The following is a 13,569-nucleotide window of genomic DNA, read 5'->3' on the forward strand; positions in this document are numbered from 1 at the left end:
ACTGAACAATAGTCTTTATAAGAATTTCTAAGCTTTATAAGAAGGTATAAGTGAGCCCAAACTGGAAAGGAAAGAAAAAAAAGACGAAAAAAATATTAATCATAGAAACAAATATGCCCAAATATGATAAGACAAATAGAGCTACAGGGCTCTGGTTGGGCGAGACAACTCATTTTTATGATGAAATAATCTCTGCAGGTTATGAAGTTGACTTTGCAAGTCCAAAAGGTGGCTATGTTCCCCTTGATCCTGAAAGTTTTAAATATGCGAACGAAATCGATTGGAAATGGTATACAGAAAGAAGTTTTAGGGAAGCTGCTCTTTCCAACACGAAAAAAATAACGGATTTAAATCCTCAGGATTATGGTGCTATATATTTTACAGGTGGCCATGGTGTACTGTGGGATTATCCGGAAGATAAAGAGTTGATGAAAGTTGCTGAAGCAATTTATTATGCGGGCGGATTTATAACGTCTGTTTGTCATGGTGCAGCTGGTCTTTTGAACTTGAAAGATGAAGAGGGGCAATACCTTATAAAAGATAAAGTCGTTACCGGATTTACAAACGAAGAAGAAGAGCTTAATGGAACAACAACTGCTGTTCCGTTCTTAACCGAAACCGAGTTAAATCAACGTGGAGCGCGATACAAAAAAGCCGCAGCTTTCAAAGAGTATGCTATTAGAGATGGGCGAATAATTACTGGACAAAATCCTCAATCTCCCCAAAAAGTCGCTGAATTACTTGTAGCTGAGTTACGTAAATTAAACCACTAAAAAAAGAAGGGTCTACCTTCTTTTTTAGTTTGAAAAATAAGAGTGTTATGGTTCTCGTTTCATATTTTTCATGATGTTATTAAGTTGAGAGAGTTGCATAATCAAACTATTATAATTAATTTCATCAGATTGTCCTGCAAGTTCTTGTCCAACTTGTAGGGAAATAGCAGGAAGCATTTTTTTGAGTTTTTTTCCATCTTCACTTAAAAATAGTTTGACAATACGCTCATCCGAACGCGAACGTTTTCGAACAAGATATCCTTTTTGTTCCAGTTTCTTTAATAAAGGACTTAAGGTACCAGAATCTAAGTATAATTCTTCCCCCAACTCATTCACGGTCATGTCATCTTCTAATGCCAGCAAAGCAATAAAGCTTGTGTATGTTAAGTCATACTTTTTTAAATACGGCTTGTACTGTTTGATAATTTCTTTAGAAGCAATGTATAGTTGAAAACAAAGTTCCTTGTTTAAAATCGAATTACTCATGGTGTCCTCCCAAATATTTTTATTATAACTGATTTCATATATTTGTCAAATTCAATTATATTTAGTAAAATTAAATTGTGCACAATTAAAAATAAAAAGAGGTAAGGTAATGCAAAAAATATTTTCAACAAAAATGATAAATACAGGTGGCCGTAATGGTGAAGTCCACTCTCCCGATAATAGCTTTAAATTAGACATCGTAGCGCCAGGAAGTAAAGCTGTGGATGCGACAAATCCAGAACAGTTATTCGCAGCGGGGTATAGCGCTTGTTTTAATAGTGCTTTAGACTATGTCAAAAAATCAAGAAATGTTGATGGAGAATCAACTATAGAAGTAACTGTATCTCTCTATAACTTAAGTCAAGGCGCAGTACCTGACGTTGTTTTAGGTGTTGATATCGTAGGACATATAGACGGTGTGAGCTTTGAGGAAGCAAAAGAATTGTTAGAAATGGCCCATGAAACCTGTCCTTATTCTCGTGCGACAAAAGGTAATATTGAAGTTACGATTGATATTTTTTAAAACTGAGAAATACTGGTAGAATAAGTATCAGGGAATAATATAAATAGAGATAGAGATAGCTACGAGCTATCTCTATTTGTTTAGACAATAACATAAAATATTATCCAATTATAAATTGTGCATAATAGACAAATAGTGTATAATTGTCTGATATATATATTCTAGGAGGAATTATTTTATGATTAAACTCATAGGTGTCTTGATTGTCTTGATTGGTTTTGTTTTCAAGATAGAGACCTTATTTGTTGTTGTTGTTGCTGGGATTTCTACAGGTCTGGTTGCAGGTTTGAGTATTCAGGAGATTCTAACTATTTTAGGTCAATCTTTTGTCGATAACCGTATGGTTTCGCTTTTTGTTTTGACTCTTCCAGTTATCGGTGTTTTGGAACGTAATGGACTTCGCCAACGTGCAGTAGATCTTATTGGCCGTATCCAGTCACTTACAACAGGTCGTATTGCCCTTGTTTATGTTTTTATTCGTTTTATTGCAGGCGCAATGTCTATTCGTATTAGTGGGCATCCACAGTTTGTTCGACCACTCATTCAGCCGATGGCCAAAGCTGCCGCAGTGAGTAAATTTGGTGATGTGGAGTCTGAAGACGATGATATTAAGGCAATTTCTGCCGCAGCAGAAAACTATGGTAACTTCTTTGGGCAAAATCTCTTTGCAGGGAGCGCCGGTGTTCTCTTGATTACTTCAACCATGTCAAGTTTTAACTATGATGTTTCAGCCGTAGACGTAGCAGTTGCCAGTATTATCATGGCTGTCCTTGCCTTTCTAGTGACAGCTATCCAGTTTATACTGTATGACAGAAAACTTCTTCGAAAATTTGGAAAGAAAGAGGTAAAATAAACCATGCAAGCTTTTATTGACGTTTCATTAAATATTTTTTATGTCCTTATGGGTTTACTCATGATTTATATGGCCTATAAAGCTTTAACTACAATACAAGGAAGCAAACGTTTCGGAACGGCTCTTTTTTGGATTTTAATTGCTATACCATTTATTTTTGGTGCACTTATCCCAGCCTGGCTTGTAGGACTCTTTATTGTTTTAAGCAGTTTGCTTACACTAACTAAGCAAGTGACCTTTGGGAAATATAAAGCTTTGGACGACAGCTTTGGCGAAAAACAGTCTAAAGTCTTGAAGAATAAAATCTTTATTCCTTCCTTTATTCTGGCATTTGTAGCTGTTGGCATTGCGATGGCTTTAGGTAAATTTACCAATGCTTCACTCTTTGCTATCGGTGTAGCTTCGGTTGTTGCCTTAGTGTTTGCATTGTTAATGACAAAAGCAAAAGTGACAGAATCCGTGGAGGATGGCGCACGCCTCTTTGATTCGATGGGGCCGGTTGCGATTTTACCACAATTGTTGGTTGCCTTAGGTGCACTCTTTACAACCGCAGGTGTTGGTGAAGTTATCTCGCAAGGGATTACAGGTATTGTCCCTGCGGATAACCGCTTGCTCAGCGTAGTAGCTTATGTTCTTGGCATGGTGATTTTCACGATGATCATGGGGAATGCTTTTGCGGCTTTCTCTGTCATCACAGCGGGTATTGGGATTCCGTTTGTCCTTGCCCAAGGAGCAAATCCCGTAATTGCTGGGGCATTAGCACTGACTGCAGGATATTGTGGTACTTTACTAACCCCAATGGCAGCCAACTTTAATATCGTGCCCGCTGCCCTGCTTGAGATGAAAGATGAGAATAAAGTGATCAAGGTACAAGCGCCAGTTTCACTTACGCTTATCGTTCTGCACATTCTCGTAATGTACTTTATCGCATTTTAAAAAGGAGATTATTCTATTATGAAAATTTTGTTAACAGGTTTTGATCCATTTGGTGGTGAAGCACTCAATCCAGCTGAAGAAGCTGTGAAACGTGTTGCATCAGAAATCAACGGTGCTGAGATTATTAAGTTGATTATTCCGACTGTGCGTTATAAATCACTCGAAAAAATTGAAGAAGCTATTGAAAAACATCATCCAGATGTGGTTGTAAATATTGGCCAAGCTGGTGGACGCTTTGCGATTACGCCAGAACGTGTCGCCATTAATGTGGATGATTTCAGAATTCCAGATAATGAAGGCAATCAGCCTGTCGATGAGCCTGTAAAAGAAGATGGTGCTCCAGCATATTTCTCTACATTGCCAGTTAAAGCAATTGTTAGCGAATTAAATAAAGCTGGCATTCCTGGAACCTTGTCTAACACAGCCGGTACCTTTGTATGCAACCATGTTTTCTATGGTGTGCGTTACCTCTTAGAGAAAAAATATCCCGAAGTTAAAGCTGGTTTCATTCATATTCCTTATGCTACATCACAAGTCATTGATAAAAAAGATACACCTTATATGTCATTGGACGAGATTGTTAAAGGGATTGAAGTTGCCTTAGAAGCATGCACGCACTATTCTGAAGATTTACGTGTTATTGGTGGGGAAATATGTTAAGGAAAGTTTTTGTATACGGTAGCTTACGTACAGACATGTTTAACTATGAAAAATATTTAAAAGGTGAGGTTCTGGAAAGTACACCAGCAAAAATTAAGGGCAATCTCTTCCATATTGAAAATAAGGGTTATCCCGCAATCTTTGACGGTGATTCAGAAATAATAGGAGAAGTTTTTACCTTTTATGACTTCTCAAAAAGTATTCGAACGCTCGATGGTATGGAAAACTTTAACCCAGAAAGTCCAGAAAACAGTGAGTACCTCCATCGAAGTACCACAGCCTCTCTCAGTAACGGTCAAACGGAAGAAGTTTACTATTATCACTATAATCCAAATGCAAGTCTTAATTCCAATGATCAGTTAGTACCTGTTGACTCAGGAGACTGGTTGGAATATATGTTGCAGACGGTTGAATAAAAACAAGAAGTCGTTGGACTTCTTGTTTTTTCTATGAAAGAAGCGTTACTCAAAAGAGAGTGAGCGATAATTTGGAGTACAAACACTCTTATTAATAAAAGTGAAAGAAAATGGAAATAATCTAATACATGTGCTATACTTCCTTTGGAAGCGTATATTTTTGATTTGTTACAAAGTAAAATTCAGAAGTAACTCTTGGAGAAGATATACTCTCACTTTACTAAAAGAAATAGACAGAGAAGTTTGCTTTATCTTTATCCTCAAAAATAAAACACACAATAAAAACCCTGACACAATAAAAAGTGCCAAGGTTTTTTTATGAAACATAATCGAAAGCGTTTACAATCTAAATATACAATATTAATTATCTTATAAGGAGTTGTAATGAAAGAAAAAACTAGTCTTAAAGTGCGGGTTCAGAAACTTGGAACAGCACTCTCAAATATGGTTATGCCTAACATTCCAATCTTAATTGCTTGGGGTGTTCTCACGATGTTCTTTATCCCAGATGGTTTCACACCAAACAGTACTTTTGCTGCTATGGTTGGCCCAATGCTTGTCTTTCTTATTCCAGTCATGATTGGTTATACAGGCGGTAAGAATATCTATGATCACCGCGGAGGTGTTGTTGGTGCAATTGCCACATTTGGTTCGATTGTTGCCACAGCAACAACTACGATGGGCGGTCTTAATGAAAACGGCAATGTTCCGATGATTTTAGGTGCTATGATTTTAGGTCCTCTTGGAGCTTGGCTGATTAAAAAATTCGACCAAGTCGTGCAACCTCATATCAAAGCAGGGCTTGAGATGTTGATTAACAATTTTTCAGCCGGTCTTGTCGGTTTTGGTATTTCATTATTTGCTGTAAAAGTAGTTGGTCCATTAGTTGCAGCTTTAACAGATATTATGGGGCAAGGAGTTGATTTCCTTGTTTCCAACCACCTTATTCCTTTAGCAAATGTCTTTATTGAACCTGCTAAAATTCTATTTTTAAATAATGCCATTAACCAAGGTATTTTGACGCCTTTGGGTATCCAACAAGCCAGTGAACAAGGAAAGTCACTATTGTTTTTACTCGAAGCAAACCCTGGACCAGGTCTTGGTATTTTGATTGCCTTTTGGCTCTTTGGTAAAGGTTCAGCAAAAGCTACAGCACCAGGTGCGATAATTATTCAATTTATTGGTGGTATTCACGAAATTTATTTCCCATACGTGATGATGAAACCAGCTCTGTTTTTCGCAGTAATTGCTGGTGGTGTATCAGGTACTTTGACAAACAATTTCTTGGGGGCAGGCCTTCAAGCACCAGCATCTCCAGGTTCAATTATTGCCATCACAGGAATGGCTTCTGGTAAGGCTGCAGGAGGCTTGGGAAATATTCTTAGTGTTTGGGTCGGTATTCTTGTAGCTGCCGGTGTTTCCTTCCTTGTTGCGTCCTTCATTTTGAAACGTGACAAGTCAATGGTTGATGATTCAGCACTTGAAGAAGCACAAGCCAATCTTTCGGAAGCGAAGGCTGTTGCCAAAGGGCAAGTTGCTCCATCTCACGAAGCAGTTGATTTTTCAGCGGTTAAACATATCATTTTTGCTTGTGATGCGGGTATGGGTTCATCTGCGATGGGTGCATCCATCCTAAGAAACAAGGTAAATAAAGCTGGTTTGCCACAAGATGTTACAAATATTGCTATTGCTAATCTGAAAGCAGGGCCAGATACTATCGTTGTCACACAAGAAGAATTAGCTGCTCGTGCGGCGACAATGTCACCAGATGCAATTCGATATTCTGTTTCCAACTTTTTAAATTCACCAAAATACGATGAGATTATTTCCCAATTGTCTCAAACACAGGCTTCAGAGCCATCTAAAAGTGAACCGGTAACCTTAACGAACAGTCCAACAGTAGAAGAAGAAATAGATTTGAATCAAATCGATGAGGTTGTCTTTGCTCATGATGGTGAGCATATCGGATCCGCAACGATGGGTAAAGAAACATTAGGTGCCATCTTTAAGATGAATGGCATTCAGCTTCCGATTTCAGATGTAGAGTTTTTAGGTTTAGCAGCTTTCAATGCAACAAACATCATGATTGTAACTACAGAAGAGTTTACCCATCGTGCTAAAAGAGTTGCGCCTAATGCTCAATATCTAGAAGTTGAAAGTCTGATTACAACACCAAGATATGATCAACTTGTCGCACGTTTGAACAAGTTATAAACCAAAAGTAAAGGGGGAAACCTCGTGTTAGTAACACAACGTGAACAACAAATCATCCAAGAATTTTTAGTGAAGAAAACCCTGACCGTTGCAGATATGATGGAAGCGACTGGAGCCAGCAGAAGAACAATTTATCGGGATTTAGATAAATTTCAACTGACTTTGCCTAATATGGGTATTTATTTACGTACTTCAACAGAAGGCTATTATTTAGAAGGAGATCTTGCCCGGTTAGAGCAACTTCAGGAGCTCAAGGAGTTTTCGCCTCAAGAAAGACAAAAAGCTGAGATTGTTCTTTTAGTCACGAAGCATCATTCTCTTGAAGAATTAGCAGAACGTTTTGCAGTAAGTTTGCCCACTGTTATTTCGGATTTGAAACATTTAGATAAAATTTGTGAAGAAAATGAACTCTTTTTACATCAAGATGACGAAATTTGGATTACTGGAAAAGAAGAAAAAATTCGTTCGGTCTTGGTTTCGATATTAAATGACTCGATGAGTATCAGTGAAGCATTGAATGGCGATTTTGCGGAAGGTAAAATTTCTTCATTTTTGGAAACACAGTTTTTAGAGACAGCAAAAGCAATCTTTGAAAAAAATGTCGAGATAAAAGCGGTCGATAAAAGTAAGGTTTTGATGCAATTTTTCCTTGGCATAACACTGCTAAGGATTAACCAAGGAAAGACAATTTCATCTGGACTTTGGCGTAAACCAAGTAAAGAAGCAATTGCCTTTGTAAGGGAAATTATCCAAGAGCTAGGGGGAACATCTTTTAGTCTCACAGAGATTGTATATCTAGCCAGTATTTATGATGTACTTTACTTTGGTTTTGGTCGTGAAGTTCTTTTTATGGAAAAATTTGACAGTCAGTTTTCGTATAAAGTACGCCAACTGATCAGTGAAGTTTCACAAAAAATGGATATTGCTTTTATCAAAGACGATAAACTCTATGGCCTTCTTTATGCTCATCTAAAAGAAACAGAAATTTTACCGGATCTTTCCTCCGAAAAAGAAAATAAGTTTATCAAAAAGATTGAAGCGGACAACAAAAAAGTTTTTAAAGTGGTGCAGGATGTTCTGCCGAAAATATTTTCACGGAAATTCTCCAGCACAGATACAGCTTTTGTAACTTTGCATTTCGTAGCGACTCTTGAAAGAAGTGATTTGGTTCTTCCCTTAACAGCGGCTATTGTGACAAGTCGGGGGCGAATCTCTTGTGAATTTTTGATCAGTCACTTAAAGAAAAATTTCCCCTTTTTGAAGCGTATCGATATTATCCAATTGTCTGAAATACCGGATCTGGAGCACTATGATGTAGTATTTACAACAGAAAAAGAGTTGGATTATATTTATGTGAGTCGTATATTGGATCAGAAAAATACGGATGATATTCGTCACCAATTGCGTGTGATTCAACAAGAGGCAAGGAAAGAAAATAGAGAAGAAGAGCCTCGACATACAGTAGATCTAAGCAGGTTATTCAGTATAAGTAATACTATATTAGAAGAATTTTCTCTGGAAACTTTAGAAAACCCACCCCATTTGCAAGCTGTTATTGAACTTATTGTACAGCGCTTGGGTTTTTCAGAAAAAGAAGGATTGGCTCGGCTCTTGTTAGAACGTTTTGAGGCGACACATTTGGCCATTCCGGATACAAATATTGCACTGCTTCATGGTCTCCATGGAACAGTGCCATATCCGCTTTTCAAAATATATGATCTAGAGGAGCGCATAGAAGTAATTGCCATGAACCAAGAAAAGATAAGCGTTAATCGTGTTCTCTTGTTATTAGCACCTCCAGAAGTTGACCATTATACGACATATCTCTTGGGAAGAATATCGAGCTCAATCATCGAAAATAAACTGTATACGAAAATTTATGATTCCGGTAATCAAGAAGTTGTTGAAGAGCTCTTAAAAACGATTATGACTGAATCAATCCAAAAATATGGAGAATAAAATGAGAATTCAAAGAAATCTGATAAAACTAAATAAACATTTTGAAACAAAAGAAGAAGCGATTGAATATTGTGGTTCCTTACTTCATGATGCAGGCTGTGTGACCGCAGCCTATATTCCAGCTATGGTTCAACGCAACGAGGAACTTTCTGTATATATGGGGAATTTTATCGCCATCCCTCACGGCACAGATGAAGCAAAAAAAGAAGTTAAAAAAACCGGCATATGTATTGTGCAAGTTCCTCGGGGCATAAACTTTGGTGATGCTGAAGAACGCAAAGTGGCGACTGTTTTATTTGGAATAGCAGGTGTGGGAGACGATCATTTGGAGCTTATCCAAAAAATCTCGCTTTTCTGCGCTGATGTCGATAATGTCGTTAAAATCGCAGATGCACAAACTGTTGATGAAATCGCAGCATACTTTGAAAACTAGACAATCTCAAAAATCTTGGCACAGTAAAAAGTGCCAAGATTTTTATTTAGTAGCGTAAAGAAAACGATTACAATGAAGGAGTAAAAAGAAGAAATGAAGGTAAATACAAATGAAAAAAGCAGTACATTTTGGCGCAGGAAATATCGGACGTGGTTTCATCGGAGAAATCTTATATAAGAACGGTTTTGAAATTGCCTTTGTCGATGTTAATGAAAAAATCATCAACGCTTTAAATGAGGAAGGGAAATATACGATTGAGCTGGCAGATCAATCGCATGAAAAAATTCAAGTCCATAGCGTTTCGGGCATTAACAATGCGCAGAATCCTGAAGCAGTAGTTGAGGCTATCGCAGAGGCTGATATCGTTACTACAGCAATTGGACCCAACATCCTTCCTTTTATTGCGGAACTGATTGCCAAAGGTATTCAAAAGCGTAAAGCCCAAGGAAATCAAAAACGATTAGACATCCTTGCCTGTGAAAACATGATTGGGGGTTCCGAATTTCTTTTTGATAAGGTCAAAGAATATTTAACTCCAGCTGATTTAGAATTTGTAGATTTGAAGATTGGCTTTCCCAATGCGGCAGTCGACCGTATCGTGCCCAATCAATCGCATGAAGATCCGCTCTATGTTGTCGTTGAACCCTTCCGTGAGTGGGTTGTGGATGAAAGTCAACTGAAGAACAGTGAAGTAAAACTTGAAGGTGTTCATTATGCCAGAGATTTGGAACCTTATATTGAACGTAAACTCTTCTCTGTTAACAGTGGTCATGCGACAGTGGCTTATACAGGCGCATATTATGGTTACCAAACTATTTTAGAAGCCTTGCAAAATAATGAAGTATTGGCCTCACTTAAAGACGTCCAAGCTGAAACACGCCAGTTGCTCTTAGCCAAATGGGACTTTACTGAGGAAGAGTTGAAAGCTTATCATGAAACGATTATTGAGCGCTTCTCAAACACAGAGATAGTGGATGAGATAAGCCGTGTAGCACGAACTCCGATGCGTAAGCTAGGCTACGATGAACGCTTTATCCGCCCAATCCGTGAACTTTCTGAATGCGGTTTATCTTATCGAAGCCATTTGGCAGTTGTGGGGAAAATATTTGCCTACAAAGACGAAAACGATAAAGAAGCTGTGGCTTTGCAAGAAGCATTAAAAGAAAAAGGGCTTAACGCAGTCATTCGTGAAGTCATTAGTCTTACAGATGAGAGCTTGATTATGGAGATTGAGGCTAGTGCGAAAAAATATATGAAGTGAATTTCCATTGAAAAAAGTTACGTTTTGATGAGGCTTTTAACTTATTTAGAAGACTAAAATGGTGAAAGAAAGGACTTTTCTGATATAATAAAACTATGAAGAAAAAAGTAATCGCTATCATCATCGCCCTTTTAGTTGGTGCAGTTGGGCTCTTCCTTTGGCAAACGAAGGTCTTTGCTCCAAAAACGGCAAAAGAAGAAGTAAAACAAGAGGAAAAATCAGGTCCTGTACGCTCAGAACTTACAGGCCTTGAAACGACAGCTGATAAGGCAAAACGCCCGGTAACTGCCGTGATGGTGGAAAATTCACCAGAAGCGCGACCGCAATCCGGTCTTAAAGATGCGGGAGTGGTTTTTGAAGCTGTCGCTGAAGGAGGCATCACACGCTTCGTAGCCCTTTATCAGGAAGCACAGCCTGATTTGATTGGCCCTGTGCGTTCTATTCGTCCTTACTTTGTGGAGTGGGCAGCTGGTTTTGATGCTGGCTTAGCTCACGTGGGTGGCTCAGAGTTAGCTTTGAACATGGTTAAGTCGGGTGATTATGTCGCAGACTTAGATCAATTTAAAGCACCTGAGGGTATCTTCTGGCGTTCTGAGGACCGCGTGGCACCACATAATATGTATACGAAAATGAGCGGTTTGGACAAGTATATGACCAAGCTGGATAAGAAGAAATCTGATTTCCAAAGCTGGGACAGACAAGCACTCAAGTCAGATAAAACAGAAAGTGACCTGCCAGCTGCTCAAGCTATCAGCCTTCCAGTCTCTACCGGTATTTTTGAAGTCAGCTATCATTACGATACAGCCAGCAAGACCTATCAACGTTTCCAAGGTGGTGAAGCACATCAAGACCGAGAAAAGGGTCAAATTTCACCAGATGTAGTTATTGCAATCATGGTCAATCAAAAACTATCCGCAGACGGTAATCACATGGACATCGAAACGACCGGCACGGGCAAGGCGTATATTTTCCAAAACGGCAAAGTCCAGGAAGGAAATTGGGCCAAACCAAATGCACAAATAAATATCAGCTTCACCGACGATCAAGGAAACAAAATCCCGCTCAAGTCAGGTCAAACTTGGATAACGGCAGTTGATAATAGTCGTGAAGTTGTTTGGGAGTAGTATATGCTTAAAAAGAACAGTGAATCTCGCTGTTCTTTTTTATTTGAAGTCCTGCATGTTATAATGGTGAGAGAATAATTTGATGGAGAAACACAAAAGGATATAGGTTTTATACATGAAGCAAGTTTTTATTTTTTCGGATAACCAAAAGGACAGTATTTTTTGCTATGAACACGATCCAGTTATCTTAGTTACAATGAATCGCGAAGATTTCCCTTATCTTAAGGAGCAAGAATTTTCTAAGTTTCCTGCTGTTTATGTGTTAATCGGGCAGAATAAAAGATACGTTGGACAAACAGCGGGTCAAACTATAACTCAGCGTCTATCTCAACATATATCTGATGAAGCAAAAAATTGGGCAGAATCTGTGGTCTTTTTTTCAAGAAAAGATGGAAAGATGTCTAAAACGGAAACAGAGTATCTTGAGCATAAGCTTATTCAAGACTTTAAAACAAAATCTGATTTTGAGTTGACAAATTTGAATAATGGGAATACGTCTTATATAGGAAAACTTCAAAAGCTCCAAGCAGAAGCGTTATATGAAACAGTTTTTGAAATAAATGAAGATATTGCAAGTTTAAACTTCTTTGGAGAGGAATCACCTTCTTATGAATTAAAGCATAAAGAGGTCAAAACAGACAAGTTTGTGATTTCTTACGATAAACAAAAAATAACGTCAAATTCAGCAAGGAAGTTATTTGTAGAGTTTGTGAGAAATCTGTTGAAGGATAACAAATATTCAGAAAAAATAAAGTCATTAATTGTGGATGACCGTCCAAGTCATGCCTTTATTTTAGGAACAAAACGTTCAACTTATGGTGGACGTCCAAGCTCTGTTCAAGTTTCAGAGAATATTTGGCTTTATACCAATTTGTCACGTAAGGATACTCGGCGAAAGTTGGAGAAATTGGCTGCTGATCTCAGTGTTAAAGTGGAATTAATTTGGGAGTAGTATAACAATTATTAATATTTAAATAAAAAGATATAAAAGAGTGTCTACAAACGTAACACTCTTTTATGCTATAATAAAACACTATGCAAAACCCGAAAATAAAAACACCTCCAAGAACAAGTAAAAAAACTAAAAAGAAAACGAAACGTATCCTCTTATCTATCATAAGCGTATTTATATTGCTCATCGTTGCTCTGCCTTTCTATGCTTGGAAAGTTGAGCCCTTCCTTGTGCATGTCAATCATGTCGAGCTGGGAAAGAAAAATGAGCGGACACCACTAAACGTTGTGCAAATCTCTGATTTGCAGGTTTCCGAGTACTATGAAACCAATCGTTTAGATAAGGTGATTGAGAAGGTTAATGCCCAAAAACCAGATATTCTTTTGTTTACAGGAGATTTGTTTGATAATTATTCCAAGTATCCAGAACAGATGGCACCAATGATTGAAAAATTAAAAGCTTTTAAGGCAAATATTGGGAAGTATGCCGTTTGGGGCAATCATGATTATGGTGGCGGTGCTGTCCGCGTTTATGAAGATGTTATGTCGGCGGGTGGATTTACCGTGCTAAGAAACCAGGGAGAAACTCTAACATTGAGCGATGGTCGCCAAGTTTTCTTAGGTGGACTCGACGATTCTCTTTTAGGAAATCCTTCGGTATCCGATACGCTTGCTTACCGTCAAAACTATGCCATCACGATGACACATGAGCCAGATGTGGCGGATGCTTTTATCGGTACAGATACACAGCTAGTTTTAGCGGGTCACAGTCACGGTGGTCAGGTCTGGATTCCCTTCTATCCGATAAAAAATGTTCTGGCTGAGAAGTATACACGGGGCTTATACCAGCTTGATGCCATTACACAATTATATGTCAATACAGGGATAGGAACCACATCGATTCACGCGCGTTTTGGAGTTATACCTGAGGTAACTCAGTTCACCATTTATATATAAATGAAAAGAGGGTCTACTCTCTT

14 protein-coding genes are annotated in these 13,569 nt (G+C 38.2%); 13 read left to right on the forward strand and 1 reads right to left on the reverse strand.

Translation table 11 applies throughout. The annotated features are described in order from the left end of the window. Window positions 1-113: 113 nt before the first annotated feature. Window positions 114-773 (forward strand): type 1 glutamine amidotransferase domain-containing protein, encoded by a 660-nt coding sequence (locus J0J36_RS04510; protein ID WP_173817048.1) that lies wholly within the window; start codon window positions 114-116, stop codon window positions 771-773. Window positions 774-818: 45 nt separating this feature from the next. Here J0J36_RS04510 and J0J36_RS04515 read toward each other — a convergent pair whose 3' ends face one another. Continuing rightward, window positions 819-1,259, reverse strand: a complete 441-nt coding sequence (locus J0J36_RS04515) for a MarR family winged helix-turn-helix transcriptional regulator (protein ID WP_019292532.1) — start codon at window positions 1,257-1,259, stop codon at window positions 819-821. A gap of 109 nt (window positions 1,260-1,368) precedes the next feature. Between J0J36_RS04515 and J0J36_RS04520 the strand changes: the two genes are divergently transcribed. The 12 genes from J0J36_RS04520 (at window position 1,369) to J0J36_RS04575 (ending at window position 13,546) form a co-directional block, all read left to right on the forward strand. Continuing rightward, window positions 1,369-1,782 (forward strand): organic hydroperoxide resistance protein, encoded by a 414-nt coding sequence (locus J0J36_RS04520; RefSeq protein ID WP_153924760.1) that lies wholly within the window; start codon window positions 1,369-1,371, stop codon window positions 1,780-1,782. 178 nt (window positions 1,783-1,960) lie between these two features. Next, a complete protein-coding gene (locus J0J36_RS04525; protein WP_019292530.1) occupies window positions 1,961-2,635 on the forward strand; it encodes a DUF969 domain-containing protein in 675 nt (224 codons plus the stop codon). 3 nt (window positions 2,636-2,638) lie between these two features. Continuing rightward, complete coding sequence (locus J0J36_RS04530; protein ID WP_153924763.1) at window positions 2,639-3,571, forward strand: DUF979 domain-containing protein; 933 nt, start codon at window positions 2,639-2,641, stop codon at window positions 3,569-3,571. 18 nt (window positions 3,572-3,589) lie between these two features. Further along, window positions 3,590-4,231: a pyroglutamyl-peptidase I gene (gene pcp, locus J0J36_RS04535; RefSeq protein WP_019292528.1), complete on the forward strand. Its 642-nt coding sequence runs from the start codon at window positions 3,590-3,592 to the stop codon at window positions 4,229-4,231. After that, on the forward strand, window positions 4,225-4,647 hold the full coding sequence (locus J0J36_RS04540; RefSeq protein ID WP_153924768.1) for a gamma-glutamylcyclotransferase: 423 nt from the start codon (window positions 4,225-4,227) through the stop codon (window positions 4,645-4,647). Before pcp ends, J0J36_RS04540 begins: the two co-directional genes overlap by 7 nt. A 384-nt stretch (window positions 4,648-5,031) precedes the next feature. Beyond that, window positions 5,032-6,861 carry a PTS transporter subunit EIIC gene (locus J0J36_RS04545; RefSeq protein WP_019292526.1) on the forward strand — a complete coding sequence of 610 codons (1,830 nt, stop codon included), beginning with the start codon at window positions 5,032-5,034 and terminating at the stop codon, window positions 6,859-6,861. 24 nt (window positions 6,862-6,885) lie between these two features. After that, the gene (locus J0J36_RS04550) at window positions 6,886-8,820 is read left to right on the forward strand and encodes a transcription antiterminator (protein WP_019292525.1); all 1,935 of its coding nucleotides are present in this window, start codon (window positions 6,886-6,888) and stop codon (window positions 8,818-8,820) included. 1 nt (window position 8,821) lies between these two features. After that, entirely contained in the window at window positions 8,822-9,253 is a 432-nt protein-coding gene (locus tag J0J36_RS04555; RefSeq protein WP_019292524.1) for a PTS sugar transporter subunit IIA, read from the forward strand. 109 nt (window positions 9,254-9,362) lie between these two features. Then, window positions 9,363-10,514: a mannitol-1-phosphate 5-dehydrogenase gene (locus J0J36_RS04560; protein ID WP_019292523.1), complete on the forward strand. Its 1,152-nt coding sequence runs from the start codon at window positions 9,363-9,365 to the stop codon at window positions 10,512-10,514. A gap of 95 nt (window positions 10,515-10,609) precedes the next feature. Beyond that, the gene (locus tag J0J36_RS04565) at window positions 10,610-11,638 is read left to right on the forward strand and encodes a DUF3048 domain-containing protein (RefSeq protein ID WP_040086256.1); all 1,029 of its coding nucleotides are present in this window, start codon (window positions 10,610-10,612) and stop codon (window positions 11,636-11,638) included. A gap of 115 nt (window positions 11,639-11,753) precedes the next feature. Further along, window positions 11,754-12,590, forward strand: coding sequence for a GIY-YIG nuclease family protein (locus J0J36_RS04570; protein WP_019292521.1), 837 nt, complete (start codon window positions 11,754-11,756; stop codon window positions 12,588-12,590). A gap of 83 nt (window positions 12,591-12,673) precedes the next feature. Beyond that, window positions 12,674-13,546, forward strand: coding sequence for a metallophosphoesterase (locus J0J36_RS04575; protein WP_206886792.1), 873 nt, complete (start codon window positions 12,674-12,676; stop codon window positions 13,544-13,546). Window positions 13,547-13,569 lie beyond the last annotated feature (23 nt).

Source organism: Lactococcus sp. LG1074 (assembly GCF_017309525.1).
In the GTDB taxonomy this organism is placed as follows: Bacteria; Bacillota; Bacilli; order Lactobacillales; family Streptococcaceae; genus Lactococcus; species Lactococcus petauri.